Below are 26,510 nucleotides of genomic sequence, written 5' to 3'. Positions count from 1 at the left end.
TTTTCGCCAGGGAAGAACTATGAAGACGTTAATTTTATTGCTGCTGGCCTGCTTATTACCGGCTTACAGTTGGGCATGCCAAACGGGTGCAAACTCGGGCGATATCGCTTTAACTAATTTACCTCCACAGATACTGGTTAATGCCGGTAGCTACTCGGCGGGGACCATCCTTTATGATTCAGGGCAGATAACGCATCCAACCACCTCCATTACGGATTGTCGGGGTTGGTTATATGCACTGTTCGGATGGAGCTCGGGGAATGCGGGCACCTTAGTGGGGGATAACATCTACTCGACCTCCGTGCAGGGTATCGGTATTCGCGTCAAATTCTGGCTCAATATCACGGGTGAATATGGTGGTGATAACGATGATTTTAATGCTGACTACAGCGTTCATCATATCGGTGATGCAGACTTGTATCTGGGAAAACCTAATGGATCTTTTGATGACAAGGCAAGCACATATTATGCGCCAACGTACCAGGTCCAGCTTGTGGCAACGGGGGGAGCTATTGCCAGTAACAGCACGCTGACGCTGGCCGATCCGATTTCCACGGTTTCTATTCTGGATCTTGACGGAACGATGGCTATTTCCCAGCTGCACGTGACGGGCTCGACAAAAATCCAGCTGACCCCGATGGGGTGTTCGGTTGATTCGACCGCGCTGAATTTCCAAATGGGCTCAGTGAAAACAAGTGAGTTTAATCTTTCTAACAAAGCTGGCTCAGCTCAGCAAACGCTGACCCTAACCTGTGAGCCGGGAACATTCGTGGCGATGCGCGTTACGGCGCCAGAAGCGGAGGGTGATAATTCCGATCATACCGTTATTGCGTTAACGTCCGGCGAAAACGTAGCGACCGGCGTTGGAGTACAGCTGAATCTTTATAACACACCATTAATCGTGAATAATGCAATCTACAGGGTATTTTCAGAATCGAAAAGAACGACTGTGACCAACCCCGGCTCGGAGGCCAGCTATACAATATTCACCGATCCTGATAATCCCGGCGGGGCGGCGGCATCGAACGTCCTGACGTTTACCGCGAACTATTACAAAACCGGATCTAACGTGACGCCAGGCACCGCGAATGCGAGCGGAACGATAACCTTTATCTACCAATAAAATATTCCCCGACCGGCAGGCCGGGGAACGGGCAATGATTAATGCGCCTGGCCTTTCTCGATGCCGATACCGGTCTGCGAACGGATAAACTGAGCGCGGAACAGCTCGCGCTCGCGCGCGCCTTCCGCTGAGCTATCGGTGGCGGAGAAGAACCAGATACCGATAAAGGCCACGGCGATAGAGAACAGCGCCGGATATTCATACGGGAATATCGCCTTTTCGTGACCGAGGATCTGCACCCAGATGGTCGGGCCGAGGATCATCAGAATCACCGCGGTCAGCAGACCCAGCCAGCCGCCAATCATCGCCCCGCGGGTGGTCAGCTTCGACCAGTACATCGACAGCAGGATAATCGGGAAGTTACAGCTGGCGGCGATGGAGAACGCGAGGCCGACCATAAAGGCGATGTTCTGATTCTCGAACAGGATGCCCAGCAGAATCGCCACCACGCCGAGGATCAGCACGGTAATCTTCGACACCTTCAGCTCCTGACGCTCGGTCGCCCCTTTACGGAACACGTTCGCATACAGGTCGTGAGAGACCGCCGACGCGCCAGCCAGCGTCAAGCCAGCGACCACCGCCAGAATAGTGGCGAAGGCCACGGCGGAGATAAAGCCGAGGAACAGGTTACCGCCGACCGCGTCCGCCAGATGCACCGCCGCCATATTGTTACCGCCGATAAGCTGACCGGCCGCGTCTTTGAACGCCGGATTCGCCCCCACCAGCATGATGGCGCCGAAGCCGATGATAAAGGTCAGAATATAGAAGTAGCCCATAAAGCCGGTGGCGTAGAACACGCTCTTACGCGCTTCTTTGGCGTCGCTCACGGTGAAGAAGCGCATCAGAATATGCGGCAGACCCGCGGTGCCGAACATCAGCCCGAGGCCTAGCGATAGCGCCGATATCGGGTCTTTCACCAGTCCGCCGGGGCTCATAATCGCCGAGCCTTTCGGGTGGACCGCCATCGCTTCGGTGAACAGATTATTGAAGCTGAAGCCGACGTGCTTCATCACCATAAAGGCCATAAAGCTGGCGCCGAACAGCAGCAGGACGGCTTTGATAATCTGCACCCAGGTGGTGGCGAGCATGCCGCCAAAGAGGACGTAAAGCACCATCAGCACGCCGACCAGCACCACCGCAATGTGGTAGTTGAGGCCGAACAGCAGCTGGATAAGCTTACCCGCGCCGACCATCTGGGCTATCAAATAGAGCGCCACCACTACCAGCGAACCGCAGGCGGAGAGGGTGCGGATCGGCCCCTGCTTAAGACGATAGGACGCTACGTCGGCAAACGTGTAGCGGCCGAGGTTACGCAGGCGTTCGGCGATAAGAAACAGAATAATCGGCCAGCCGACGAGGAAACCGAGCGAGTAGATCAGCCCATCGTAGCCGGAGGTGTAAACCAGCGCGGAAATGCCGAGGAACGAGGCCGCCGACATAAAATCGCCGGCAATCGCCAGCCCGTTCTGGAAACCGGTGATATTGCCGCCCGCGGTGTAGTAATCGCTGCGCGAACGTACGCGTTTTGAGGCCCACCAGGTGATATAGAGCGTCAGGGCGACGAAAATCAGGAACATGATAATCGCCTGCCAGTTGGTCGGCTGGCGCTGTACCGCGCCGGTGAGAGCATCCGCGGCATTGACGGTCAACGGGAGCGTGGCGGCGAGCGCCGTCAGGACTTTCTTCATGATGCTTTTACCTCGCTGAGAACGCTTTTCGTCAGCCGATCAAATTCACCATTTGCCCGCCAGACGTATATTCCGGTTAAGACGAAAGAGATAACGATCACGCCGATACCAATCGGAATACCCCGGGTGACGCTGGTTCCCGCATGCAGCGGCGTGCCCAGCCAGCCGGGGGCGAAGGCGATAAGCAGAATAAAGCCCACATAAATCACCAGCATAATCAGTGACAGGATGGCGGCAAACCTTTGCCGGGCTGCAACAAGCTCCTTAAAATGCGCACTATTTTCTATCCGCTGACAAATCTGTTCGTTCATCGTAGCGTCTCCAGAGGTTCCCTTTCGTCATTCACGCGCCGGTCGTCGGCAACACTCATCCGCCCGGCAGTTAACTGTCGGGAATCAGCCTGTTTACCGCTTTCCTGCTACCTGAAATCCTTGGGGAGTCGTAATTATATCCTCTCCCCTGGTGGGGAGAGGGTGTAGGGGATCGTTGGTTTACGATGGCATAGCGATGGCCTGCTTCTCTTCGAGCAGTTTTTCCACCACGCCAGGATCGGCAAGCGTTGAGGTATCGCCGAGGTTACTGGTATCGCCCGCGGCAATTTTGCGCAGAATGCGGCGCATGATTTTGCCCGAACGGGTTTTTGGTAACGAATCGGTCCAGTGCAGCACGTCCGGCGTCGCCAGCGGGCCAATCTCTTTACGTACCCAGTTGCGCACCTCGGCGTACAGCTCCGGCGTCGGCTCTTCGCCATGGTTGAGGGTCACGTAGGCGTAGATGGCCTGGCCTTTGATGTTATGCGGAATGCCGACCACCGCCGCTTCGGCGATTTTCGGATGCGACACCAGCGCCGATTCAATTTCGGCGGTACCCAGACGGTGGCCGGAAACGTTCAGCACGTCATCGACGCGGCCGGTGATCCAGTAGTAGCCATCTTCGTCACGGCGCGCGCCGTCGCCGCTGAAGTACATATTTTTAAAGGTGGAGAAGTAGGTTTGTTCGAAGCGTTCGTGGTCGCCAAACAGCGTGCGCGCCTGGCCCGGCCAGGAATCGGCGATCGCCAGGTTCCCCTCGGTCGCGCCTTCCAGCGGCGCGCCTTCGTTATCCACCAGCACCGGCTGGACGCCGAAGAAGGGACGCGTGGCGGAACCGGCCTTCAGCTCGATAGCGCCGGGCAGCGGGGTGATCATAAAGCCGCCGGTTTCGGTCTGCCACCAGGTGTCCATCACCGGGCACTTCTCGTTGCCGATCTTCTTCCAGTACCACTCCCAGGCTTCCGGGTTAATCGGTTCGCCGACGGAGCCGAGAATGCGCAGGGAAGAGCGGTCGGTGCCTTCGATGGCCTTATCGCCCTCCGCCATCAGCGCGCGGATCGCCGTAGGGGCGGTATAAAGAATGTTGACCTGATGCTTATCGACCACCTGGCACATACGCGCCGGGGTCGGCCAGTTCGGTACGCCTTCGAACATCAGCGTCGTCGCGCCGCAGGCCAGCGGGCCGTAGAGCAGGTAGCTATGGCCGGTGACCCAACCGACGTCGGCGGTGCACCAGTAGATGTCGCCCGGATGATAGTCGAACACGTATTTAAAGGTTGACGCCGCATAGACCAGGTAGCCGCCGGTGGTGTGCAGCACGCCTTTTGGCTTACCGGTCGAACCGGAGGTATAAAGGATAAACAGCGGATCTTCGGCGTTCATCTCTTCGGGCTGGTGTTCCGCGCTGGCTTTCTCGATCAGATCGCTCCACCACAGATCGCGGCCTTCCTGCCAGTCGATTTTGCCGCCGGTACGTTTGAACACCACCACGTTTTCGATGCTCTTCACGTTCGGATTTTTTAGCGCGTCGTCGACGTTCTTCTTCAGCGGGATCGCGCGGCCGGCGCGCAGCCCTTCATCCGAGGTGATCACCAGGCGAGAGTTGGAATCGATGATACGGCCGGCGACCGCCTCCGGCGAGAAGCCGCCGAAAATGACCGAATGGATAGCGCCGATGCGCGCGCAGGCCAGCATGGCCACCGCCGCTTCCGGCACCATCGGCATATAGATAGCCACGACATCGCCCTTTTTAATGCCCAGCTCGAGCAGGACGTTGGCAAAGCGGCAGACATCGCGATGTAGCTCGCGATAAGTGATGTTTTTGCTCTGGCTGGCATCGTCGCCTTCCCAGATGATGGCCGTCTGGTCGCCGCGCTCCGCCAGATGGCGATCGAGGCAGTTAGCGGCGAGGTTCAGCGTACCGTCTTCATACCACTTAATGGAAATATTGCCCGGCGCGAACGAGGTGTTTTTCACGCGCGTATAGGGTTTTATCCAGTCAAGGATTTTGCCCTGCTCGCCCCAGAAGGCGTCAGGTTCGGTGACGGACTGCTGATACTGCGCCTGGTACTGTTCCGGGTTAATCAGGCAACGCTCCGCAATATTAGCGGGAATAGAGTGTTTATGTATTTGGCTCATGGCTTTTTTTCTCCTGTAGGTTGTTAAATATATGTCAAATAAACGTTAATAGTAGGGGCTTTGGCGGCTTTGTTTGCTATTTGGGGGGCAGATCACGCAATAATTAAATTGAATGAAAAGCAATCAAATGAAACTTTGATATGAAATAATTTCTGAAGTGGATTTATAGAAAATGAATATATTAAATATTTTTTATAACAAATACTTATGCAACATAAGGTGGGGATATTAGCGGGTTTATGCATAAAACCAGAGTAAACCGCTGTTCTTAAAGACTTGCGCAGCATGCCGTGCAAATGATACTGATATTGCGCGTTAAATAACCCTATAAAGCAACGCAACACAATTCATACCCCTTTCAGTGGGTGCCATTACCTCCCGGAATGGCGCTTTTCATCGAGGAAGTCTGTAGTGAAGAAAAAAACAAAAGTCAGCCTGGCCTGGCAAATTTTGCTGGCTCTGGTGCTGGGCATACTTCTGGGCAGTTACCTGCATTACCATGCCGAAAGCCGTGACTGGTTAATCTCAAACCTGCTGACCCCGGCAGGCGATATCTTTATCCATCTGATTAAAATGATCGTCGTACCGATCGTCATCTCGACCCTGGTGGTCGGTATTGCGGGCGTGGGCGATGCGAAGCAGCTGGGCCGTATCGGCGCGAAGACCATTATCTATTTTGAAGTGATCACCACGGTGGCGATCGTGCTGGGGATTACTCTGGCTAACGTCTTCCAGCCGGGGAGCGGAATCGATATGTCGCAGCTGGCGGCGGTGGATATTTCGAAATATCAAAACACCACGGCGGAAGTGCAGAGCCACGCGCATGGCCTGATGGGCACGATCCTCTCGCTGGTCCCGACCAATATCGTGGCCTCGATGGCGAAAGGCGATATGCTGCCGATCATCTTCTTCTCGGTGCTGTTTGGTCTGGGCCTCTCCTCGCTGCCCGCCACCCATCGCGAACCGCTGGTAACGGTGTTCCGCTCTATCTCTGAAACCATGTTCAAAGTGACGCACATGGTCATGCGCTATGCGCCGGTGGGCGTGTTCGCGCTGATTTCGGTGACCGTGGCGACCTTCGGCTTCGCCTCGCTGTGGCCGCTGGCGAAGCTGGTGATTCTGGTTTATTTCGCCATTCTGTTCTTTGCGCTGGTGGTATTAGGCATCGTGGCGCGGGTGTGCGGACTGAGCATCTGGACCCTGATCCGCATTCTGAAGGATGAGCTAATTCTGGCCTACTCTACCGCCAGCTCCGAGAGCGTGCTGCCGCGGATTATTGAGAAGATGGAAGCCTATGGCGCGCCGGCGTCAATCACCAGCTTCGTGGTGCCGACCGGCTACTCCTTTAACCTTGATGGCTCAACGCTGTATCAGAGCATTGCGGCGATCTTTATTGCCCAGCTGTACGGTATCGACCTCTCCATCTGGCAGGAAATTACCCTTGTGCTGACGCTGATGGTGACGTCGAAAGGGATTGCCGGCGTACCGGGCGTCTCCTTCGTGGTGCTGCTGGCGACGCTGGGCAGCGTGGGCATTCCGCTGGAAGGTCTGGCGTTTATCGCCGGCGTTGACCGTATCCTCGATATGGCGCGTACCGCGCTGAACGTGGTGGGCAACGCGCTGGCGGTGCTGGTTATCGCCAAATGGGAACACAAGTTTGACCGCAAAAAAGCGCTGGCGTACGAGCGTGAAGTGCTGGGAAAATTTGATAAAACGGCGCAATAAAACAGAAAGCCCGGTGACATCGCACCGGGCTTTTTCTTATCTTTTACTGATCCTGTCGAACTCTTCACAGCCGGTATCAAACCCCTCCTGACAGCTGACGTTGAGCCAGTGCAGCGCTTTCTGCTTGTTGGGTTCGATAAAGCCTTTTTCTCCCTGCTGGAAAAGCATCCCGGCCCAGTATTCAGCGTAGCCGGTGCGGGAGAGGGCAGAGCTCTCTTTAAAATACTGCGTCGCCTTTACGTCATCTTCCGGGGAATGAACGCCGCTGGCGTAGATAAGCCCCAGCAGCATCTGGGCGTCGACGGCTGAATCGCTTTCCGGATCCTGGGCGGCATGCTGTAACAGAGAGATGGCGTGCGGATAGTTCGGCGTACCGGCCTGCTGGTTCACCAGCACCCGGGCGAGGACAATTTCTCCCGCCCTGCTGCCGGTCTGCACCGATTTTTCCGCCAGCGCTTTCGCCTGGCGGTAGTCGGCCTGCTGCGGATTGCGGATTTTGAGCTGAGCCAGCAGCGCCAGCGCATCGCCGTCGCCCTTGTCTGCCGCTTTCTGCGCCCAGTATTCAGCCTGCGGAAAATCGCCGAAGCTGACGTAAGTGTCGGCCAGGTAGTACTGCGCGCGCGGGTCGCCCGCTTCGGCCAGCGGTTTGTACTGGCTGCCGGGTTCCATGGCGCCTGCGGCGACGCTTGCCATCACCAGCAGTAAATAGAGGTATTTCATTTTTTATTATCGGTAGAGGACATAGCGAGCAGTATAAAGGCAGGTGAAGGAGAAGAAAACGACGGGAACGAGTGGGGGATATGAACGTTTTACTCGAACCATCGTGCCGTCTGTTTCCCGGGTTGCGGCGTAAATGCGTTGCTCGGGCTACGGATTGTGTAGCCCGGACAGGTGCGAAGCACCGCCTCCGGGGAGGCGGCCTGATTAGCCCATCGCGCTTTCGCGCAGGCGGGTTTTCAGCTTATTGTACTCGTCAATCACGTACTGCTCTGCGGCCCGCTGGTCGGCAATCGGCTCAACGTTGACGGCGCAGTACTTGTACTCCGGCGTTTTGGTTATCGGGCTCAGGTTCTCGGAAACCAGCTCGTTACAGGCGCCAATCCACCACTGGTAGGTCATATAGACCGCCCCTTTATTCGGACGATCGCTGACCTGCGCGCGGGTGATAATACGGCCCTTGCGCGAGTTCACCCACACCAGCGCCTCATCCTCAATGCCCAGACGTTCGGCATCAGCGGTATTGATCTGCGCATAGCCCGGTTCATCCGCCAGCGCGGCCAGCGCCGCACAGTTGCCGGTCATCGAACGGCACGAGTAGTGGCCGACTTCGCGCACCGTCGACAGCACCATCGGGTATTCGTCGGTGAGCTTGTCAATCGGCGCGACCCAGTCGCAGGTGAAGAACTGCGCCAGGCCGTTGGGGGTATCGAACTTCTCTTTAAACAGATAAGAGGTCCCCTGGTCGGCGTCGGACTCATCGCGGCACGGCCACATGACGTAGCCCAGCTCGCCCATTTTCTCGTAGGTGGCGCCGTAGAAATCCGGGCACAGATGACGCAACTCGTCCCAGATTTCCTGAGTGTTGTTGTAGTGCATCTTGTAACCCATCCGGGTGGCGATTTCGCTGATGATCTGCCAGTCGGTTTTCAGGTCCCACTTCGGCTCTACCGCTTTAAAGAAGCGCTGGAAGCCGCGGTCCGCTGCGGTATAAACGCCTTCGTGCTCGCCCCACGAGGTGGAGGGCAGGATAACGTCGGCCGCTGAGGCGGTTTTGGTCATGAAAATATCCTGGACGATAACCAGTTCCAGATCGTCGAAAGCCTTACGCACGGCGGACAGCTCGGCGTCGGTCTGGAGCGGATCTTCCCCCATGATGTACGCCGCCCGCACTTCGCCATGCGCCGCGCGGTGCGGCAGCTCGCTGATGCGGTAGCCGGTGTGCGCCGGCAGGCTGTCGACGCCCCAGGCTTTGGCGAACTTCTCGCGGTTTTCCGGGAATTTAACGTACTGATAGCCCGGATAGGTATCCGGCAGCGCGCCCATGTCGCAGGCGCCCTGAACGTTGTTCTGGCCGCGCACCGGGTTGACGCCGACGCTCGGCTTGCCGAGGTTGCCGGTGAGGATCGCCAGGCTGGTCAGCGAACGTACGGTCTCTACGCCCTGGTAGAACTGGGTGACGCCCATGCCCCACAGGATGGCGGCGGATTTCGCGCTGGCGTACATGCGGGCGCAGGCGCGGATCTCCTGGGCACTCACGCCGGTAATCTCTTCCACCGACTCCGGCGTATAGCCTTCGACGATTTTGCGATACTCTTCGAAGCCTTCGGAACGGCTGGCGACGAAGGATTTATCGTAGAGATCCTCTTCGATGATCACGTGTCCGATAGCGTTGAGCAGCGCGATATTCGAGCCGTTCTTCAGCGCAATGTGCATATCGGCGATGCGCGCGGTTTCGATTTTACGCGGATCGCAGACGATGATTTTCGCCCCATTGCGTTTGGCGTTAATCACGTGATTCGCCACAATAGGGTGTGAATCTGCCGGGTTATACCCGAAGATAAACACGAGATCGGTGTTGTCGATCTCGGTGATGGCATTACTCATAGCGCCGTTACCGACCGATTGGTGCAGACCTGCAACCGATGGGCCGTGTCAGACGCGAGCGCAGCAGTCGACGTTATTGGTACCAATAACGGCGCGCGCGAATTTTTGCATCACATAGTTGGTTTCGTTACCCGTCCCGCGGGACGAACCGGTAGTCTGAATCGCGTCCGGGCCATACTTCTCTTTAATGGCGCTGAGGCGAGTGGCGACGTAATCGAGCGCCTCATCCCAGGAGACGGATTCCAGCTTGCCGCCGCGCTGGCGACGGATCATCGGGGTTTTCAGGCGCGGGGTAAGGATCTGGGTATCGTTAATGAAGTCCCAGCCATAATAGCCTTTCAGACACAGGGTTCCCTGGTTGGTTTTCCCCTGTGCCGCCTCCGCCCGAACGATTTTGCCGTTATCGACCACCAGGTTGATTTTGCAACCTGATGCGCAATACGGGCAAACCGTGACGACTTTTTTCATCGGTCTTGCTCCAGTTAATCAATTGGCGCATACGCGCTATCGCGCCGTCACTATGCATCTTCTATGCCATGTTTTCACTGTGGGTATTGACTGATGATACGTCGTTTTTTTGGGCGAAATGCTGACGAAAAACAGGCTATCGTCAGTTTTGACGTGTCGACGCGGGCGCCTGTGACGCGGCCGGGTAGCCCGGCCAGGCGCGCAGCACCGCCGCCGGGGATGTGGGAAGAGGCAGGTCCGGGCTTATGGGCGTTACCCCGGTCAGGTTAAATACCGGCTTCTCGCCAGCGCCGCCGCGCCCTGAGCGCCGTTAAACGCGGAAGAGGAGGCGGCGATAAAGCGTACGGCCTGATACGGCAGCGGACGGCGGACGTAGGTTTTGACCATGGCGATGACGGCGTCACGCGGGAAGGCGGGCATATCCATCACGCCGCCGCCGAGGATCACCGCATCGGGGTCGAACAGGTTGATGCTGGTGGCGATGGCGCGGGCGGCGTGGTTTAGCAGCTGCTGCACAAACGGCTCCCGCGCGGCGTGAACGAACAGCTCGCCCAGTTCATAGGCGCGCGGCTGCTGTTCATACCAGCGCTTTAGCGCAATCCCGGAGCAGACGGTTTCCAGACAGGCGGGGTTGCCGCAGGCGCAGGTGAGGGCGTCATCGCCCTGCGGAATATGCCCCAGCTCGCCCGCCACGCCGTGGGCGCCGGTCCACGGTCCGCCGTTCAGCCAGACCGCGAAGCCCATACCGGTGCCAAGATAGGCCGCCAGCACCTCCTGCTCCTGCAGGCCGTTCTGCTGCACATCAAAAGAGAGCTGCAGATTCACATCGCGGGAAAACTCCACCGGGCAGCCCAGCGCCGCTTCCAGCCGGTCGGCCAGGTTATACAGGTCGTCGGCGGCCAGCGGCAGATTGGGCGTTGAGATAATCGTCCGCTTGTCTTTTGCCACCAGCGCCGGAAACCCCATCACCAGCCCGCAGCAGTGGGCGTCGTGCTGGGTCAGCTGCTGCTGCAGCAGGTTTTTAATACCGTTGACCAGGCCGTCGGCGCTAATCACGTCGGCGGTGCGCCGCTTTTCGCAGTGCAGCGCTTCGCCCTGCGCCGTTTGCAGGCAAAGCCGGATATGGGTCGCGCCCATATCCACGCCCGCGACGACGTTACGCTGTTTTTGCATGAGGCATTACCTCGCGTTTTGCCGTCAGGATCTGCTCTGCCATGATCTGCCACGCGTCTTCTATCTTATCGGCGTGATTGAAGAGGCCTGATGTGCCGACGATAAAGACGTCCGCGCCCGCCGCCATCAGTTTTTGATAGGTGGCTTTATTGCAGGAGCCGTCGATTTCGATCTCGTAGCTCAGCCCCTCGCGCTCGCGCCAGGCTTTCAGTTCGGCGATTTTTTCCAGCATCTCCGGGATAAACGGCTGCCCGGCGAAGCCCGGATCGACGGTCATCACCGTGATTTTGTCGGCTTTATGAATGTAGTACTTCATGGTCTCAACCGGGGTTTCCGGGTTAAGGATCAGTCCGACCTTCATGCCGTGGCGACGGATCTCTTCGATCAGGCGGAAGGCCTGGCCGTTAATCGTTTCCGGATGCAGGGTGATAAAATCCGCCCCCGCCTGCGCCAGCTGGCTAATGTAGTCCTGCGGGCGGGTGACCATCAGATGGCAGTCCAGCGGTTTGCTGGCCAGCTTTTTGACCTGGCTGACGAAAAACGGCGACAGGGTCAGGTTTGGTACAAAATGACCGTCCATAATGTCGATGTGAAAATAGTCTGCGTGCTGGTCGATAAACTCGATCTGTTCTTTGAATTTCAGCAGATCCATACACATTAAAGAGGGAGCAATTTTCATGATAAATTCCTTACTTACTGATAAGACGGTCGAGGGCGACAGCCGCGATGATTAATCCGCCCATTACCACCAGCTGGTAGTAGGTTTGTACTTGCAGGATGTTCAGTCCGTTGTTGATAGTGCCGATAATCAGGCCGCCGATGACCACCGAGAAGATGCGTCCTTTACCGCCGAAGAAGCTGGTGCCGCCGATGATGGCGCTGGCGATGGCGTAGGTTTCAAAGCCCATGCCGGCCAGCGGTTCCGCCGCCCCGAGGCGGGCGGTGGAGACCACGCCGGCCAGCCCGGCGCAAACGCCGGAAATGATGAACACCAGCAGCATGTGGAACTTGACGTCGATGCCGGAGTAGAAAGCGGAGTGCTTGTTACCGCCCAGCGCGTAGATGTTGCGGCCCACGCGCATACGGGTGGTCAGGAACCACAGGATCACCGCCACAATCAGCGAGAAGATCACCGGAACCGGAATGCCCAGCGGCGTGGCGGCGAAAAAGTTAACGAAATCAAAAGAAAACCCGTACACCGAGTTGGCATCAGAGATCACCAGCGTAATACCGCGGAAGATGGCGTTGGTGCCGAGGGTAATAATGAACGGATGCAGGCCGGTCCAGTTGACCAGGCAGCCGTTGATGGCCCCCAGCGCGCCGCCGACCAGCACGCCGCCAATCAGCGCCGCGAGGAACGGGTCGACGCCCGCCAGCATCAGCTTCGCGGTGACCATCCCGGAGAGCGCGAGGATCGCCCCGACCGACAGGTCGATCCCGGCGACGAGGATCGCGAAGAACTCGCCCATGCCGATCAGGACGGTGACCGAGCTCTGGACGAAGATCTGCGTAATATTGTTGGTCGTCAGGAAGTACTCTGACGACAGGGTGCCGAAGATGGCGACGATGATGGCGAGAATAAAAAAGGTGCCGTATTTATCCCAGAACAGCGCGAAGTTAAACGGTTTTTTCTCGCCCATTTCGCCTTTCACTCTTGTGGTAGTGCCCATGCCATAATCTCCTCTTCGCTCATGTCGTCGCGATTGGTCAGGATTTGCGTCAGTCGCCCTTCGCAGAACACGGCAATGCGGTCGCAGACGGCGATAATTTCAGGTAGTTCGGACGACACCATCAGGATGACTTTTCCGTCATCGGCCAGCTGGCGCATCACTTTATAAATTTCGGCTTTTGCGCCCACGTCGATACCGCGCGTCGGCTCGTCAAAAATGATCACTTCGGGGCTGCAGCATAGCCATTTGGAAATCAGCACCTTCTGCTGGTTGCCGCCGGAGAGCTCGGTGATGTTCTGATCGACCGAATGGCACTTCAGCGCCAGCAGCTTGCGCTGCTCCTCCGCCGTTCTGCGTTCGTCGCCTTCGCGGAACAGCCCCATGGCCCCTTTGTAGCCGCCGCGCTTCAGGCTCTGGCTGACCGCCATATTCTGGGCGATGGAAAAATTGGGGAAAAAGCCGTTTTCCCGGCGGCTTTCGGTGATATACCCCATGCCTTTCTTTAAGGCGTCGAGCGGCGAGCGGGGCGAGATCGCGTTGCCGTTGAGGTATATTTCACCGCTGCTACGCTTATCGACTCCAAACAGGCAGTCCATCAGCTCGGTGCGCCCGGAGCCGACCAGCCCGGCAAAACCGAGAATTTCGCCGCGATTCACGCTAAATGAGATATCGCGTACCTTTTTCTTGTCATGGCTGGTGACGTTTTTCACTTCGAACACCGTCTCGCGGGCGATGTTGCCGGTGCTCTCTTTCATGGCGTTGAAGCGGTTTTGCAGCTCGCGGCCGACCATCAGGCGTACGATGTCGTCGTTATTCACTTCGCTGACCTTCCCGCTGCAGACGCTGCTGCCGTCTTTCATCACCGTGTAGCGGTCGCAGATGCGGCGTATTTCCGCCAGCTTGTGCGAGATATAAACAATGGCGGTGCCCTCTTTACGCAGCTGGTTCATGATCAGGAACAGATAGTCCACCTCTTTATTGGTCAGCGAGGAGGTCGGTTCATCCATGATCAGCACTTTAGCGTCGAGCATCAGCGTCTTGGCGATCTCCAGCATCTGCTTGTGGCTGATGGAGAGATTCGCCACCTTTTCGTCTAAATCGATCTTCAGCCCGACGCGCAGCAGCATCATCGCCGCCCGTACGCGCATTTCCTTCCAGTCGATAACGTTGACGCCGCAGACTTTTTTAGTCAGATGGCGGCCAATATATAAATTCTCCAGCACCGTTAATTCATCAATGACGCTGAGCTCCTGGTAAATAATACCAATGCCGAGCTGGGCCGCTAATTTATGGTCAAGCTTGTGGTAGTTAACGTTATTAATCGTAATGGTGCCTTTGGTCGGTTCATGTATTCCCGACAATACTTTCATCAGCGTTGATTTACCGGCACCGTTTTCCCCTAGTAACGCATGTATTTCATGGGGGTAAATAGTTAAATCAACCGATTTTAATGCGTGAACCGGGCCAAAGGATTTGCCGATCCCCGCCATTGATATATATGGCGTGAGCATAGAAAATTTCCTTTATTACCGCTGCGTGATTTCCCCTCTCCCAAAGAAAGAGGGGATTTACAAACCTATTTCGTCACCAGAATGGAATCCACCAGCGTAAACTGCGGGGCTTTATCCAGCGGGATGACTTTGCCGCTCTTCTCGGCGTCGACCATCAGCTTAAGACCCGTAGCGCCAATATCCGCCGGGTTCTGCGCGATAGTGGCGGTCATTTGCCCGGCTTCGACCATTTTGCGCGCTTCCGGAATACCGTCGGTACCCACCACCAGCACCTTGCCGGTTTTGCCGGCGTTCGCGACGGCCTGGGCGACGCCCATTGCCATGGTGTCGTTGGCGCAGTAAATCGCTTTAACGTTCGGGTTACGCTGCAGCACGTTCGTGGCGACGTCCAGCGCTTTGATGCGGTCCCAGTCGGCAGGCTGGCTGGCCACCAGCTTGATCTGGCTCGCTTTTTTGAAGGCTTCGGTGGCGCCGCTGCGGCGAGCTTCGCCTGAGGCGTTACCGGCTTTGCCTTCGATAATAGCGACTTCGCCGCCTTCCGCGCCGAGCTTGTCGATGATAAATTCCGCGCCTTTTGCCCCCACCGCCACGTTATCGGTGGTGACGAAACCTTCGACGTTGCCGCCGGCTTTCTTCAGGTTATCCATATCGATTTTTTCATCGAGGTTGACCAGAAAGATGCCCTTTTTCCACGCTTTGGCCACCGGCATGACCAGGTTTACCGAGGAGAGCGGCGCAAAGGCGATACCTTTGTAGTTTTTGTTGCTCAGGTCTTCAAACAGCTGCAGCTGCGACTGAAAATCCCCTTCGGAAGGCGAGGCAAAAATATCGACGCTTACGCCCAGCGTTTTGGCTTCGTCCTCAATACCCTTTTTCATATCCACCCAAAATGGATTGGATAAGGTTTTTAATACCACAGCATAATCGGCGGCGGCAAAGGCGCTGGTGGATAACATTACGCCCATGAGCGTGCCGCTGAAAAGTTTCAGATATTTATTCATGGCAGTATTCTCAGTGTAGGATACAGTTATATTGATCCCACCAGTGTGGGATCGGTTTTTTATTTAAGCGCGCCGGGTGAAAAGAAATTAACAATCGCGCCAGTTTTTTGCATATTTAAATTCGCTTGCTCAATGTTGAGCTGTGCAACGGAAACAAAAAACGCATCTAATAATGTGAGTTGTAATATACGCGCTGAGGCGTTACGCCCTAATAAAGGCGTCTCTGGTGCTGGCGAACAAATAATAAAATCAGCTAACTTGGCAATCGGCGAATGATAGCTATGGGTGATACAGATAATTTTCGCCCCGTTCTTTTTCGCCAGCTCCACCGCTGATTTGATATCGCTGGTGCGCCCGGAGTGCGAGACCACCAGCACGACATCGCCTTCCTTCAGCAGCGAGGCGGACATCATCATGATATGCGCGTCCGGGTAGGCCTGGCAGCGCACGCCGATGCGTAAAAACTTATGCTGCACGTCGGCGCAGATGGCGTTGGAGCCGCCCGCGCCGTACAGGTCGCGCTGGTTGGCCTGGGCAAAAAAGCGCGCCGCGCGGTGAATTTCGTCGACGTTCACGATCGACTGGCCTTCCATAATGGTGCGCAGGGTGATGTTGAATACCTTATTCACCACATCCTGCGGCGCATCATCAAAGGAGAGTTCGGTCGGTAACACCTGTTCAGACTGCGAAAAGTAGGCCTCCAGCGCGCTGCGCAGGTTACGAAAACCGCTAAACCCCAGCAGCTTAGAAACCTTAACGATCATGGCTTCTGATACCGACAGCGCTTCCGCGACGTCCTTGATTGCCGGCGCATCGCTGAGATTGCCGGGGGTAAGCAACCATTCAACGATACGGCTCTCGTTTTCGGTCATCCCTTCCTGCTTCATGCGAAGCCAGGGGGCAAGGCCGATGCCGTTAGGGAGCGAACTGGATTCTGTCTGACTCATCGCTTTCTCATTGTCCATAAAATGAAGACGACACTATATCACCACAGGCGAAACAAAAAAGATACCACCAACTTCACAAAATTATATTTTTTATAAAGTTATGTTTATCGTGAAGTTTTGTTAATGTTGATTTTATCTTAATTTCTTATAAATTCATTATAAATCAGTGAATTACTGTTTTTTTCAGTTCTTTTTTTGCAAGGTGAAAATCATGTTAAATAACGCTTTCGTCTTGATTTGTAAAATTTGCCCGTGTAGAAAGGAGCCTGACGATGCTGTTTTCAGCGTTTCCTGGGGCATTTTTAGGCGTTTAAATCACAACGCTAACCATCCTTGTAAAGTTAACAACAGGCGAGGCTAAGTATGAAAAGGATTGCATTTGGCTGCGATCACGTCGGGATTATCCTGAAAGACGATATTCTTGCGCATCTGCGCCAGCGCGGTATTGACGTCGTAGATAAAGGCGCATGGTCCACGGAACGTACCGACTATCCGCGCTATGCCAGCGCCGTCGCTCAGGCCGTTGCCGCCGGCGAGGTCGACGGCGGGATCCTGATCTGCGGCACCGGCGTCGGCATCTCTATCGCCGCCAATAAGCACCCGGGTATTCGTGCGGTGGTGTGCAGCGAGCCCTACTCGGCGCAGCTTTCACGACAGCATAACAACACCAATATTCTGGCCTTTGGCGCGCGGGTGATCGGCCTTGAGTTGGCGAAAATGATCGTCGATGCCTGGCTGGCTGCCGAATTTGAGGGCGGGCGACATCAGGGGCGAGTGGACGCCATCGGCGCGATTGAACAGCTGCGGATTTGAGATTCCTCCGCTACTCCCGGCGATAGCCCTTGATTAACGTAGAGCCAGCCCCCCGACGAGACTGGCTTTATGAAACGTTACTCTACCGCTTTGCTTATCTGCACCTTGTCCCTCGCCGGCCAGCTGGCGCACGCCGATATGATTGACGACGCGATCGGCAATATTCAGCAGGCCATTAATGATGCTTACCATTCGGGCGATAGCCGGTCTGACGATGATGACTATGATGATGGGCGCTATCAGGACAGCCGCCAGCAGAGCGCCGATCGCCAGCGGCAGTATGACGACCGGCGGCGACAGCTTGAGGATCGCCGACGCGAACTTGACGAGCGCCAGCGCCAGCTTGATCGGGACCGCCGTCAGCTGGAAAGCGACCAGCGCAGGCTGGATGATGATTATTGATGCGGCACGACTCTCGGCCTTCGCCGCGCCCGCTTAATCCAGCGTTATCTCCATTCCATCAAACCCAGCCTCAAATCCTGCAGGCAGAGAATGCTCCATCATCCATGCATCGAAGCGGTGGCTGATATGCGTGAGGATCACCCGCGGGCAGCCGATGATCTGGTTAATGGCCCGCACGGTGTTCAGGTCGCAGTGGTTGCGCGGCGGCTGCGGGCGCGGCTCGTGGCTACAGTCGATAATGATAAGCTGCGGCTGGTTATTCAGCAGGAACTTCAGCGTTTTCTCCGGCAGTGCGGCGGTGTCGGATAGCCAGGCGACCCGGCTGTGGGCCGACTCCAGCAGATAGCCAAACGTGAGCCTTGAGTGGTTCAGCGGCAGCGGCGTAACGCGCAATCCCTGAAGTTCAAATCTTACAAAGGGTTCGACGGTATGGCTGAAATCCAGCAGGCCCGGATGCTTAAACAGATCATCGCAGCCCTGTTCATCCGGGGGGCCGTATACCGCAATCGGTTCGCCCACGCCCCAGCGCAGCGGGAACAGGCCTTGAACGTGATCCATATGATAATGGGTGAGCAGAAACTGCTGAAAGCTGCCGGCGGGCCACTGGGTCATCAGGTCCGGTAGCCCGGCATCGAGCAGGGTCACCGCGTTGTTGTATTTGACGACCGCGCTACAGGGACGGCGACGATGCGCTTCGTCGACGCGGGCGCGGCGGCAGGCGGGGCAGTCGCAGCCGAAAACCGGTACCAGCTGCGCGCCGCCGGTGCCGGTTAAGCGGATAGTCAGGCTCATCTCTTCTCCTCGCGTTCAGGCAGTCTGCTGTTCGCGCCGGTTGCCGTGAATACGAATCAGCGAAACCAGGGCATCCACCGACTGGCTAAGTCGGCCATCGTTATTCAGCGTCAGACACTCGTTCGGCGTATAGCGCGCCGCGCGCGCCAGGCGCTGGGCGATTTCCGTCTCGTTCTCCCGTCCGCGCTGCTCCAGGCGCTGTCGCAGCACCGCCGGAGAAACCTGCAGACAGATGGGCAGCAGCGCGTCGGCATAGCGCGCCTGCGCCTGCGGCAGATGGGCGCGTGAACCGTTAGCGACCACGTCGAACCCGGCGTGCAGCCACAGGTCAATCTCGATGCCAATGCCATAGTAATTGTTGTTAGCATGCCAGCTAAGAGCAAACAGATGTTGTTCGGCGCGGGTAAAAAACTCATGCTCGCTGAGGGCGATATGGTTTTCACAGCCCGCGTTGTGTGGACGGGTTATGTAGCGGTGCGCCACCAGCAGCTGCGGATGCTCCCGCTGGCGCAGCGCCGCCAGCAGGCTGTCTTTGCCGGAGCCGGAGGGGCCGACCAGCCAAATCAGTTTCCCTGTCATCAGAAGACCCTCTTGCCTTGCCGCCAGACGTGATCAATATGGATATGCTCGCCGTGACGGCGCGCCAGCACCAGGTCCGCCCGCTTACCTTCGGCAATCGCCCCGCGGTCGTGCAGCCCCAGCGCCTGGGCCGGGTTTTTGCTCACCAGACGAATGGCCTGCGCGAGGGTAAAGGCGTTGCCCTCGTCGTCGGCGATGCGAAAAGCGGCATCCAGCAGGCTGGCGGGATAATAGTCGGAGGAGAGAATGTCCAGCAGGCCGCTGGCCGCCAGATGGTGGGCGGCGACGTTCCCCGAGTGCGAGCCGCCGCGTACGATATTCGGCGCACCCATCAGAATGTTCATCCCGTGCTGGCGCGACGCCTGCGCTGCGGCGATCGTGGTGGGAAATTCGGCGATGACGCTGCCAAGCTGGCGCGATTCGAGCACATGTTCGCAGGTTGCGTCATCGTGGCTGGCCAGCGCGATATTTCGCTCGCGACAGATGGCGGCGATGCGCTGCCGGTTAGGCTGAGACCAGGCCGCCGCCAGCGCCATCTGCTCCTCTTCGAATTTGTCCATCTCTTCGTTGGTCAGGTGATATTTGCCCTGATAGTAGTCGCGGTATTTGCTGCGGTCGGCATACTGGCGCTGGCCAGGGGAGTGATCCATCAGGGAGACCATGCTCACCGGCTCGCGGCCAACCAGCTTCTCAAACAGCGGCAGGGTGGTGTGATGCGGCAGTTCGCAGCGCAGATGCAGCCGATGTTCAGCGCGGTTGAGGCCGCGCTTCTGCGTCTCTTCCACGGCGTTGATCATTTTTTCGAGATTTTCCAGGCGATCGCCGCCGTCGCGCACATCGCCAATAGCCACGGCATCCAGCACGGTGGTGATGCCGCTGGCGACCATCAGCGCGTCGTGGCTGCTCATCGCCGAGTGGGCGGGCCAGTCCACTTTCGGTCGCGGGGTGAAAAACTTGTCCAGGTTGTCGGTATGCAGCTCGATAAGCCCCGGCAGCAGCCAGCCGCCCTCTCCATCGATGGCCTCCGCCAGTCGGCTCTGGCTTTCGGCAAAGGCCGAAATTCTGCCGTCCTGCACTTCCAGCGAGCCGTTAATCACCTCGTCTTCGAGAACCAGCTTTACGTTATTGATAATCATGCTGAAATCCCCATCGGGTGCAGACGGTCGGCGACCTGGTTGCGCGTGGCCTCGTCGTGAAAAATACCGACGATCGCCGCGCCGCGGGCTTTGGCTTCATGGATCAGTTCCACCACCGCGGCGCTATTTTTGCCGTCCAGCGAGGCGGTGGGTTCGTCGAGAAGCAAAATCGGGTAGTCGACCGCGAAGCCGCGGGCGATGTTAACCCGCTGCTGTTCGCCGCCGGAAAAGGTCGAGGGGGCGAGGTGCCACAGGCGTTCGGGTACGTTCAGCCGCGTTAGCAGGCGGGCGGCTTTCGCGGCGCTCTCTTCGCGCGGGATGCCCAGCTCGAGCAGCGGCTGCATCACCACGTCGAGGGCGGAAATGCGCGGGATCACCCGCAGAAACTGGCTGACCCAGCCAATGGTGGTTTTGCGCACTTCCAGCACTTTACGCGGCGTGGCGGTGACCAGGTCCACCCATTCATCGCCGTGGCGAATATGAATGTGGCCGCTATCGGGGAGATAGTTGGCGTACAGCGAACGCAGCAGGGTCGATTTTCCGCTACCGGAATGGCCGTGCAGCACCACGCATTCACCGGCATTCACGGTCAGCGAGGCGTCGGCGAGTACCGGCAGACGGACGCCGTGCTGCTGGTGCAGAACAAAGGTTTTATGGATGTTTTCAACGCGGATGGCGTTCATTTTTAGCCTCATCGTGCCTGAATTTCCCCGGATCGCGGCGTGAACGCCTTATCCGGGCTACCTGATGCATTAACTCACGAAGCGCGACCGGGGAGTCCCGGAGGCGGCGCGTTGCGCCTGTCCGGGCTACCGGCTCGCAGACGGCCCGGGATCCGTAGCCCCGGTAAGCGCAGCGCCACCGGGGAGTGGACATTCACTCAGTTCTGCAACACCGACGACACCAGCAGCTGGGTATAGGGGTGATGGGGATCGTCGAGCACCCGGTCGGTTAAGCCGCTTTCGACTACCTGGCCCTGCTTCATCACCAGCAGACGGTTAGCCAGCAGGCGGGCGACGCCGAGGTCGTGGGTCACAATCACCACCGCCAGGTTCAGCTCGACGACCAGGCCGCGCAGCAGATCGAGCAGGCGCGCCTGCACCGATACGTCCAGCCCGCCGGTGGGCTCATCCATAAACACCAGCCTCGGCTGCGTCACCAGATTGCGGGCGATTTGCAGGCGCTGCTGCATCCCGCCGGAAAAGGTGGTGGGCAGGTCGTCAATGCGCGAAGGCGGGATCTCCACCTCCTGCAGCCACTGTCCGGCGGTGGCGCGAATATTGCCGTAGTGACGGGACCCGGTGGCCATCAGGCGTTCGCCGATATTGCCGCCGGCCGAGACCTGGCGGCGCAGGCCGTCCATCGGATGCTGATGCACCACGCCCCATTCGGTGCGCAGCAGACGTCGGCGATCCGCTTCGCTCATGGCGTATAGCGAGCGCTGTTGATACAGCACTTCTCCCTGCTGCGGGGCCAGGCGGGCGGAGATCGCTTTCAGCAGCGTGGTTTTTCCGGAGCCGGATTCGCCGACGATACCCAGCACCTCCCCCGGCCACAGCTCGAACGAGACGTCGCTGAAGCCTTTGCCCGGCGCGTAGAGGTGGGTCAGGTTGTTCACCGCCAGTAACGGATGACTCATTTTTTCTGCTCCTCGCTCTGTTGGCGGCAATAGTCGGTATCGGAGCAGACAAACATCCGTTTGCCGCTGTCGTCGAGCACCACTTCATCAAGATAGCTATGGCGAGATCCGCAGATGGCGCAGGGTTCATCCCACTCCTGAACGGTAAACGGATGATCGTCGAAATCGAGGCTCTCAACCGGGGTATACGGCGGTACCGCGTAGATGCGTTTTTCGCGTCCGGCGCCGAACAGCTGTAGCGCAGGCATCATATGCATCTTCGGATTATCGAATTTTGGAATCGGCGACGGATCCATCACGTAGCGGCCGTTGACCTTCACCGGGTAGGCGTAGGTGGTGGCGATATGGCCGAAGCGGGCAATATCTTCGTACAGCTTCACCTGCATCACGCCGTACTCCTCCAGCGCGTGCATGGTGCGGGTTTCGGTTTCGCGCGGCTCGATAAAGCGCAGCGGCTCCGGGATCGGCACCTGGAAGATCAGGATCTGATCGTCAGTCAGCGGCGTTTCCGGGATCCGGTGGCGGGTCTGGATCAGCGTGGCGTCTTCGGTGCGCTCGGTGGTCGCGACGCCGGTCACGCGTTTGAAAAACTGACGAATCGATACCGCGTTGGTGGTGTCATCGGCGCCCTGATCGATCACCTTCAGGACGTCATTTTCCCCGATGACGCTGGCGGTAAGCTGGATACCGCCGGTTCCCCAGCCGTAGGGCATCGGCATCTCGCGACCGCCGAAGGGCACCTGGTAGCCGGGGATGGCCACCGCTTTCAGGATGGCGCGGCGGATCATGCGTTTGGTTTGCTCGTCGAGATAAGCAAAGTTATAGCCGGTCAGTGCGTTAGCCACGTTGATTCTCCCGTTGCAGGCGTTTAAGCAGCGCCAGTTCGGCCTGGAAATCGACATAGTGGGGAAGTTTAAGGTGCGAAACGAAACCGGCGGCCTCGACGTTATCGGCATGGGCCAGCACAAACTCTTCATCCTGGGCAGGGCCCGCCACCTCTTCGCCGTACTCCGGCGCCTGGAGCGCGCGGTCAACCAGCGCCATCGCCATCGCTTTGCGCTCGCTCATGCCGAACGTCAGGCCGTAGCCGCGGGTAAAGTGCGGCGGTTCATCCTGAGGGTCGACAAAGCCGTTGACCATCTCGCATTCGGTCATCAGCAGTTCGCCGATAGTGACGGTGAAGCCCAGCTCTTCGGGAGCGATCTCCACCGCGACGTAGCCGCTGCGAATTTCACCGGCAAACGGATGGTTGCGTCCGTAGCCGCGCTGGGTGGAGTAGGCCAGCGCCAGCAGGTAGCCCTCGTCGCCGCGCGTCAGCTGCTGCAGGCGCGAAGAGCGCGAACAGGGATAAACCGGCGGATGGCGGGTGATATCGTCGGGCTGCGCGTCGGTATCCCGCTCCGCCTTCGCCAGCCCCTGCTGGACGAGCAGATTAAAGACGTGCGGCGTCGCTTCCTGCGGTGCGCTATCGGTCGCCAGCGGCGGCGTTTCGCCGTTGGCCAGCAGGGTAAAATCGAGCAGACGGTGGGTGTAATCGTAGGTCGGGCCGAGCATCTGGCCGCCGGGGATATCTTTATAGACCGCCGAGATACGGCGCTCAAGGCGCATACCGGCGGTGTCGACTGGCTCGCTGACCGCCAGCCTTTGCAGGGTGGTGCGATAAGCGCGCAGCAGAAAAATCGCTTCGACGCTGTCGCCGCTGGCCTGCTTCAGCGCCAGCGCCGCCAGCTCCCGGTCGGCGATGCCGCCTTCGGTCATGACCCGGTCCACCGCCAGATTAAGCTGTTGGCTAATCTGATCAACGCTGATTTCAGGAAGCCGTCCCTCGCCTCGGCGTTTCTGTTCCTGTAGGGCGTGAGCGGCGACGATCGCCTTCTCGCCGCCTTTGACGGCTACGTACATTAGCAGACCTCGACGTGAGTGGTGCGCGGAATCGCCAGCAGGCGTTCGCCGCAGGTGAGGATCAGATCGATTCCCAGCGGGAACGGATGCGGACGCTCGGTCAATTCTTCAATAATGCATTCCGGCAGCTGCGGGGCGATCATCCGCTCTTCGGCGATCCCCGCGCCGGTCAGCCGCAGCATCCGGCCGCCGCTCAGGCTGGCAAGCTGAACCACCAGCGTGACGCCGGTTTCCGGGGCGACGACGGTACCGGCGGAAAGCACGTTCAGCTGCTCGGCGCTGATGCTGTCGCTGGCGACGGCGAAGGTCGCCTGCTGCGGCTGCTCAACCAGCGGCGCGCCGGTATGGAAGCGCAGATTCTGGCCGACAAGATCGTTATGCAGCGCGGGAGCGAGCCAGACCGGCGTATCGTGATCCACCAGCGTCAGCAGCAGGCTGGTGGAGGCGACGTTCAGCGGCTGCCAGCCGTGCTGAAGCTGCTGCAGGGAGACAATCACTCCCGGCTCGCTCATCGCCTTCAGCAGGCGGCGGAAACTGTGCTGGGCATCCTGCACAGCCAGGGTAAAGGCGGGTTGTAATGTCATGCGTTATCTCCGCGAACCAGAGTAAAGAAGTCGACCCGGCTGGCGTTGACTTCGGCGCGTCGGGCTTCAATGCGCGCGCTGCGTTGTTCTTCCAGCGGGGTTATCAGGGTTTCCATCAGGGTGTGAAAATGGTGTGGTGACTGCATCAGGGCATCAATGGCCGCGCAGCGTTCAGCGTGCGGGCGGTCGCGGCCCAGAATCCAGCTATAGCCGAGGGTGCCGTCGGCCAGGCGAATGGCGGCGCGGGTTAAGGTGGCGTCTCCGGCGAAGAATCGGTCGCCGATGCCGCCCATACGCGCCTGCAGCTGCACCAGCCCGGTCTCCGGGGCGCGAATCAGCTCATACTGCGGCGCGAGCTGCAGCGTCTGCATCCGCGCCGCCAGTTCTTGTGGTTCACTGTGGGCCAGCACGGACATCCAGCGCTGGCGGGTTGCGGTATCAAAGTGCATTCAGTGCTCCATGGTGAATTCAATCATGTCGGCGCGGGTCAGGCTGACGGAGTACTCCGTCGCGCTCTGCTCGTCCTGGCGATGATTCAGGGTGCGCACGCACAGCAGCGGCGCCATGTTAGGAATGCCGAGAATATTGCTCTCTTTGGCCTGCGCGCGGCGGGCGCTGATTTTGGTGCGCACGCGGGTCAGTTCGATATCCAGCCGATCGCGCAGCAGGTCATGGAGAGAGCCGTGGGTAAAGGTTTGCAGAACCGGCCACAGCTGCAGGTCGGTAAAGTAGTGGTCGATCAGACACAGGGCGACGCCGTTCACGCGGCGCAGGGTGCGCAGGTGAATGACGTTATCGCCTTCACTGATAGCAAACGCCTCGGCAACGTGGCTGCTGGCCGGACGCACCACCGACAGCAGCTTCTCGCTGGTCGGGTGGCTGCCCTGTTCGAGAAGATTCTGGCTAAAGCGGGCCTGGGAGTTGAGCGGATAATCTATCGGGCGCATCAGCACCAGCACGCCGACGCCCTGACGGCGCTGGACCCAGCCGCGTTCGACGAGCTGATCGATGGCCCGGCGCAGGGTGTGGCGGTTAACCTCAAAGCGGGACGCCAGCTGCTGCTCGGCGGGCAGATAGTCGCCGCAGTGGTAATTATGGCGAAGTTCTTGCTCCAGTTTGGCGGCAATTTCCTGATATCGCGTTGGATAACTGGTCGGATGTCTGGATAAGTACATGTCAATCAAGCCTCACTAAGGACAAGGAAGTATTTCCCTCTGAGCGTGGGCCGATCCTGACGGTTTTTTGTTACATTTCGGTTAACTCATGATGACCGGGGGATGAAGAGTTGATGCCGGTGGAATGACAGGGTAAGGGGGAGTGAATGCACAGATGCCCTCACTCCGCCCTCTCTCCCTTTCGGGGGGAGCACAGGGTGAGGGGAAAAGGCCAGCGTTAAGGCTCTTTCACCACGTTGACCATCCACGGGACGCCAAAGCGGTCGATAACTTTACCGAAGCCGTGCGCCCAGAAGGTTTCCTGCCAGGCCATCTCAATCTGCCCGCCGTCGGCGAGGCCGTCAAACCAGCGTTTACCCTCAATAACATCCTGCGAGTCCAGCACGACGGTAAATCCGGCGTAGCGCTCCATGTTGCTGGAGGGGCTGTCGCTGAGCATCAGGATACTATCGGCAATGCGCAGGCTGGCGTGCGCGATACCGTCGGCAGCCAGATGCTGGCCGGAAGGGCAGCCATCTTCGGCGTCCTGCGTATTCTGCGGCATTTCACCCCAGGTGATTTTGTGGATGAGCTCCGCGCCCAGCGCCTGCTGGTAGAAAGCGATGGCGGCAGCGCAGTTGCCGCTAAAAGCGATATAGGGACTTAAGGGCATAACCATTACCTCAGGTAACGAATATTCCATTAAGCGTAGAAGGGGATTGCAGAATTAAGCCAGGCGGCAGCGAGGGATTCCGGGAGGCCACGGGAAAATATATTTCCCCCCGACAACGGGCGTCGGGGGAATAAAATCAGTTCTTTTTAACAAATTCGGATTTTAGCTTCATCGGGCCAAAACCATCTATTTTACAGTCAATATTATGATCGCCTTCAACCAGGCGGATATTCTTCACTTTAGTGCCGATTTTTAGCATCGAAGAGCTGCCTTTAACCTTCAGATCTTTTACCACGGTGACGCTGTCGCCGTCAGCGAGTAAATTACCGTTGGCGTCTTTGACCACCAGCGCGTCGTTATCGTCCGCAGGCTCGGCATTGTTCCATTCGTGGGCGCATTCCGGGCAGATAAACATGCCGCCGTCTTCATAAGTGTATTCAGAATGGCATTTTGGGCAGTGTGGCAGTTGCATGACG

Annotated in this window: 27 protein-coding genes; 4 read left to right on the top strand and 23 right to left on the bottom strand. The window is 58.0% G+C overall.

The genetic code is table 11. The annotated features are described in order from the left end of the window. Window positions 1-19 precede the first annotated feature (19 nt). On the top strand, window positions 20-1,123 hold the full coding sequence (locus JLG71_RS25700; RefSeq protein WP_025107685.1) for a type 1 fimbrial protein: 1,104 nt from the start codon (window positions 20-22) through the stop codon (window positions 1,121-1,123). A gap of 38 nt (window positions 1,124-1,161) precedes the next feature. Here JLG71_RS25700 and actP read toward each other — a convergent pair whose 3' ends face one another. From actP to acs, 3 genes are all read right to left on the bottom strand, one after another. Beyond that, window positions 1,162-2,811 carry a cation/acetate symporter ActP gene (gene actP / locus JLG71_RS25695; protein WP_025107684.1) on the bottom strand — a complete coding sequence of 550 codons (1,650 nt, stop codon included), beginning with the start codon at window positions 2,809-2,811 and terminating at the stop codon, window positions 1,162-1,164. Next, the gene (locus JLG71_RS25690; RefSeq protein ID WP_025107683.1) at window positions 2,808-3,122 is read right to left on the bottom strand and encodes a DUF485 domain-containing protein; all 315 of its coding nucleotides are present in this window, start codon (window positions 3,120-3,122) and stop codon (window positions 2,808-2,810) included. The genes actP and JLG71_RS25690 overlap by 4 nt, the downstream gene beginning before the upstream one ends. Before the next feature lie 180 nt (window positions 3,123-3,302). Continuing rightward, on the bottom strand, window positions 3,303-5,261 hold the full coding sequence (gene acs / locus JLG71_RS25685) for an acetate--CoA ligase (RefSeq protein ID WP_064375653.1): 1,959 nt from the start codon (window positions 5,259-5,261) through the stop codon (window positions 3,303-3,305). 411 nt (window positions 5,262-5,672) lie between these two features. Here acs and gltP point away from each other — a divergent pair, with 411 nt between their 5' ends. Beyond that, window positions 5,673-6,986, top strand: coding sequence for a glutamate/aspartate:proton symporter GltP (gene gltP / locus JLG71_RS25680; protein ID WP_004109428.1), 1,314 nt, complete (start codon window positions 5,673-5,675; stop codon window positions 6,984-6,986). 36 nt (window positions 6,987-7,022) lie between these two features. Here the strand turns inward: gltP and JLG71_RS25675 are convergent, their stop codons facing one another. The 8 genes from JLG71_RS25675 to JLG71_RS25640 form a co-directional block, all read right to left on the bottom strand. After that, the gene (locus tag JLG71_RS25675) at window positions 7,023-7,706 is read right to left on the bottom strand and encodes a tetratricopeptide repeat protein (protein WP_102803511.1); all 684 of its coding nucleotides are present in this window, start codon (window positions 7,704-7,706) and stop codon (window positions 7,023-7,025) included. 204 nt (window positions 7,707-7,910) lie between these two features. Beyond that, window positions 7,911-10,058 carry a formate dehydrogenase subunit alpha gene (gene fdhF, locus JLG71_RS25670; protein WP_077598876.1) on the bottom strand — a complete coding sequence of 716 codons (2,148 nt, stop codon included), beginning with the start codon at window positions 10,056-10,058 and terminating at the stop codon, window positions 7,911-7,913. A 261-nt stretch (window positions 10,059-10,319) separates the two neighbouring features. Continuing rightward, on the bottom strand, window positions 10,320-11,231 hold the full coding sequence (gene alsK / locus JLG71_RS25665) for an allose kinase (protein WP_025107680.1): 912 nt from the start codon (window positions 11,229-11,231) through the stop codon (window positions 10,320-10,322). Next, the gene (alsE, locus tag JLG71_RS25660; protein ID WP_025107679.1) at window positions 11,215-11,910 is read right to left on the bottom strand and encodes a D-allulose 6-phosphate 3-epimerase; all 696 of its coding nucleotides are present in this window, start codon (window positions 11,908-11,910) and stop codon (window positions 11,215-11,217) included. The genes alsK and alsE overlap by 17 nt, the downstream gene beginning before the upstream one ends. 10 nt (window positions 11,911-11,920) lie before the next feature. Next, window positions 11,921-12,901, bottom strand: coding sequence for a D-allose ABC transporter permease (alsC, locus tag JLG71_RS25655; RefSeq protein ID WP_014837152.1), 981 nt, complete (start codon window positions 12,899-12,901; stop codon window positions 11,921-11,923). Further along, window positions 12,880-14,412, bottom strand: a complete 1,533-nt coding sequence (gene alsA, locus JLG71_RS25650) for a D-allose ABC transporter ATP-binding protein AlsA (protein WP_025107678.1) — start codon at window positions 14,410-14,412, stop codon at window positions 12,880-12,882. Before alsA ends, alsC begins: the two co-directional genes overlap by 22 nt. A 65-nt stretch (window positions 14,413-14,477) precedes the next feature. Further along, window positions 14,478-15,413, bottom strand: coding sequence for a D-allose transporter substrate-binding protein (gene alsB, locus JLG71_RS25645; RefSeq protein WP_025107677.1), 936 nt, complete (start codon window positions 15,411-15,413; stop codon window positions 14,478-14,480). Between the two features lie 59 nt (window positions 15,414-15,472). Next, window positions 15,473-16,360: a MurR/RpiR family transcriptional regulator gene (locus tag JLG71_RS25640; protein ID WP_004097852.1), complete on the bottom strand. Its 888-nt coding sequence runs from the start codon at window positions 16,358-16,360 to the stop codon at window positions 15,473-15,475. Window positions 16,361-16,723: 363 nt separating this feature from the next. On the opposite strand from JLG71_RS25640, the gene rpiB reads away from it, so the two are divergent. Together rpiB and yjdP are read left to right on the top strand one after the other, a co-directional pair. Then, on the top strand, window positions 16,724-17,173 hold the full coding sequence (rpiB, locus tag JLG71_RS25635; RefSeq protein ID WP_116280005.1) for a bifunctional allose-6-phosphate isomerase/ribose-5-phosphate isomerase RpiB: 450 nt from the start codon (window positions 16,724-16,726) through the stop codon (window positions 17,171-17,173). 69 nt (window positions 17,174-17,242) lie between these two features. Beyond that, the gene (yjdP, locus tag JLG71_RS25630) at window positions 17,243-17,575 is read left to right on the top strand and encodes a DDRRRQL repeat protein YjdP (RefSeq protein WP_116280004.1); all 333 of its coding nucleotides are present in this window, start codon (window positions 17,243-17,245) and stop codon (window positions 17,573-17,575) included. A 33-nt stretch (window positions 17,576-17,608) separates the two neighbouring features. On the opposite strand, the gene phnP is transcribed toward yjdP, so the two are convergent. The 12 genes from phnP to JLG71_RS25570 form a co-directional block, all read right to left on the bottom strand. Beyond that, window positions 17,609-18,367 carry a phosphonate metabolism protein PhnP gene (gene phnP / locus JLG71_RS25625; RefSeq protein ID WP_116280003.1) on the bottom strand — a complete coding sequence of 253 codons (759 nt, stop codon included), beginning with the start codon at window positions 18,365-18,367 and terminating at the stop codon, window positions 17,609-17,611. A 15-nt stretch (window positions 18,368-18,382) separates the two neighbouring features. Continuing rightward, the gene (gene phnN, locus JLG71_RS25620; protein ID WP_014837158.1) at window positions 18,383-18,946 is read right to left on the bottom strand and encodes a ribose 1,5-bisphosphokinase; all 564 of its coding nucleotides are present in this window, start codon (window positions 18,944-18,946) and stop codon (window positions 18,383-18,385) included. After that, window positions 18,946-20,082, bottom strand: a complete 1,137-nt coding sequence (phnM, locus tag JLG71_RS25615) for an alpha-D-ribose 1-methylphosphonate 5-triphosphate diphosphatase (protein WP_049083643.1) — start codon at window positions 20,080-20,082, stop codon at window positions 18,946-18,948. Before phnM ends, phnN begins: the two co-directional genes overlap by 1 nt. Next, window positions 20,079-20,765, bottom strand: coding sequence for a phosphonate C-P lyase system protein PhnL (gene phnL / locus JLG71_RS25610; RefSeq protein WP_004097859.1), 687 nt, complete (start codon window positions 20,763-20,765; stop codon window positions 20,079-20,081). The genes phnM and phnL overlap by 4 nt, the downstream gene beginning before the upstream one ends. Window positions 20,766-20,962: 197 nt before the next feature. Further along, entirely contained in the window at window positions 20,963-21,721 is a 759-nt protein-coding gene (phnK, locus tag JLG71_RS25605) for a phosphonate C-P lyase system protein PhnK (protein WP_004097860.1), read from the bottom strand. Then, window positions 21,718-22,566 (bottom strand): alpha-D-ribose 1-methylphosphonate 5-phosphate C-P-lyase PhnJ, encoded by an 849-nt coding sequence (locus JLG71_RS25600; RefSeq protein WP_004097861.1) that lies wholly within the window; start codon window positions 22,564-22,566, stop codon window positions 21,718-21,720. Before JLG71_RS25600 ends, phnK begins: the two co-directional genes overlap by 4 nt. Further along, a complete protein-coding gene (locus JLG71_RS25595; protein ID WP_064375655.1) occupies window positions 22,559-23,623 on the bottom strand; it encodes a carbon-phosphorus lyase complex subunit PhnI in 1,065 nt (354 codons plus the stop codon). The genes JLG71_RS25600 and JLG71_RS25595 overlap by 8 nt, the downstream gene beginning before the upstream one ends. Beyond that, on the bottom strand, window positions 23,623-24,207 hold the full coding sequence (phnH, locus tag JLG71_RS25590; protein ID WP_004097865.1) for a phosphonate C-P lyase system protein PhnH: 585 nt from the start codon (window positions 24,205-24,207) through the stop codon (window positions 23,623-23,625). The genes JLG71_RS25595 and phnH overlap by 1 nt, the downstream gene beginning before the upstream one ends. Further along, complete coding sequence (gene phnG, locus JLG71_RS25585; RefSeq protein ID WP_004097867.1) at window positions 24,204-24,656, bottom strand: phosphonate C-P lyase system protein PhnG; 453 nt, start codon at window positions 24,654-24,656, stop codon at window positions 24,204-24,206. Before phnG ends, phnH begins: the two co-directional genes overlap by 4 nt. After that, window positions 24,657-25,382, bottom strand: coding sequence for a phosphonate metabolism transcriptional regulator PhnF (phnF, locus tag JLG71_RS25580; protein WP_116280002.1), 726 nt, complete (start codon window positions 25,380-25,382; stop codon window positions 24,657-24,659). A 217-nt stretch (window positions 25,383-25,599) separates the two neighbouring features. Continuing rightward, the gene (gene yjdN, locus JLG71_RS25575) at window positions 25,600-26,034 is read right to left on the bottom strand and encodes a VOC family metalloprotein YjdN (protein WP_004097869.1); all 435 of its coding nucleotides are present in this window, start codon (window positions 26,032-26,034) and stop codon (window positions 25,600-25,602) included. Window positions 26,035-26,170: 136 nt separating this feature from the next. Beyond that, window positions 26,171-26,506, bottom strand: coding sequence for a zinc ribbon domain-containing protein YjdM (locus JLG71_RS25570; protein ID WP_004097870.1), 336 nt, complete (start codon window positions 26,504-26,506; stop codon window positions 26,171-26,173). Window positions 26,507-26,510 lie beyond the last annotated feature (4 nt).

The sequence above is a fragment of the Klebsiella michiganensis genome (genome assembly GCF_015139575.1).
GTDB lineage: Bacteria > Pseudomonadota > Gammaproteobacteria > Enterobacterales > Enterobacteriaceae > Klebsiella > Klebsiella michiganensis.
The sequence above is the reverse complement of the archived record's forward strand: the minus strand, read 5'-3'. Positions and strand labels throughout refer to the sequence as shown.

Coding starts and splice junctions, on each gene's coding strand:
- JLG71_RS25700 (WP_025107685.1), top strand. CDS start 20: ATGAAGACGTTAATTTTATTGCTGCTGGCCTGCTTATTACCGGCTTAC.
- actP (WP_025107684.1), bottom strand. CDS start 2,811: ATGAAGAAAGTCCTGACGGCGCTCGCCGCCACGCTCCCGTTGACCGTC.
- JLG71_RS25690 (WP_025107683.1), bottom strand. CDS start 3,122: ATGAACGAACAGATTTGTCAGCGGATAGAAAATAGTGCGCATTTTAAG.
- acs (WP_064375653.1), bottom strand. CDS start 5,261: ATGAGCCAAATACATAAACACTCTATTCCCGCTAATATTGCGGAGCGT.
- JLG71_RS25675 (WP_102803511.1), bottom strand. CDS start 7,706: ATGAAATACCTCTATTTACTGCTGGTGATGGCAAGCGTCGCCGCAGGC.
- alsK (WP_025107680.1), bottom strand. CDS start 11,231: ATGCAAAAACAGCGTAACGTCGTCGCGGGCGTGGATATGGGCGCGACC.
- alsE (WP_025107679.1), bottom strand. CDS start 11,910: ATGAAAATTGCTCCCTCTTTAATGTGTATGGATCTGCTGAAATTCAAA.
- alsC (WP_014837152.1), bottom strand. CDS start 12,901: ATGGGCACTACCACAAGAGTGAAAGGCGAAATGGGCGAGAAAAAACCG.
- alsA (WP_025107678.1), bottom strand. CDS start 14,412: ATGCTCACGCCATATATATCAATGGCGGGGATCGGCAAATCCTTTGGC.
- alsB (WP_025107677.1), bottom strand. CDS start 15,413: ATGAATAAATATCTGAAACTTTTCAGCGGCACGCTCATGGGCGTAATG.
- JLG71_RS25640 (WP_004097852.1), bottom strand. CDS start 16,360: ATGAGTCAGACAGAATCCAGTTCGCTCCCTAACGGCATCGGCCTTGCC.
- rpiB (WP_116280005.1), top strand. CDS start 16,724: ATGAAAAGGATTGCATTTGGCTGCGATCACGTCGGGATTATCCTGAAA.
- yjdP (WP_116280004.1), top strand. CDS start 17,243: ATGAAACGTTACTCTACCGCTTTGCTTATCTGCACCTTGTCCCTCGCC.
- phnP (WP_116280003.1), bottom strand. CDS start 18,367: ATGAGCCTGACTATCCGCTTAACCGGCACCGGCGGCGCGCAGCTGGTA.
- phnN (WP_014837158.1), bottom strand. CDS start 18,946: ATGACAGGGAAACTGATTTGGCTGGTCGGCCCCTCCGGCTCCGGCAAA.
- phnM (WP_049083643.1), bottom strand. CDS start 20,082: ATGATTATCAATAACGTAAAGCTGGTTCTCGAAGACGAGGTGATTAAC.
- phnL (WP_004097859.1), bottom strand. CDS start 20,765: ATGAACGCCATCCGCGTTGAAAACATCCATAAAACCTTTGTTCTGCAC.
- phnK (WP_004097860.1), bottom strand. CDS start 21,721: ATGAGTCATCCGTTACTGGCGGTGAACAACCTGACCCACCTCTACGCG.
- JLG71_RS25595 (WP_064375655.1), bottom strand. CDS start 23,623: ATGTACGTAGCCGTCAAAGGCGGCGAGAAGGCGATCGTCGCCGCTCAC.
- phnH (WP_004097865.1), bottom strand. CDS start 24,207: ATGACATTACAACCCGCCTTTACCCTGGCTGTGCAGGATGCCCAGCAC.
- phnG (WP_004097867.1), bottom strand. CDS start 24,656: ATGCACTTTGATACCGCAACCCGCCAGCGCTGGATGTCCGTGCTGGCC.
- phnF (WP_116280002.1), bottom strand. CDS start 25,382: ATGTACTTATCCAGACATCCGACCAGTTATCCAACGCGATATCAGGAA.
- yjdN (WP_004097869.1), bottom strand. CDS start 26,034: ATGCCCTTAAGTCCCTATATCGCTTTTAGCGGCAACTGCGCTGCCGCC.
- JLG71_RS25570 (WP_004097870.1), bottom strand. CDS start 26,506: ATGCAACTGCCACACTGCCCAAAATGCCATTCTGAATACACTTATGAA.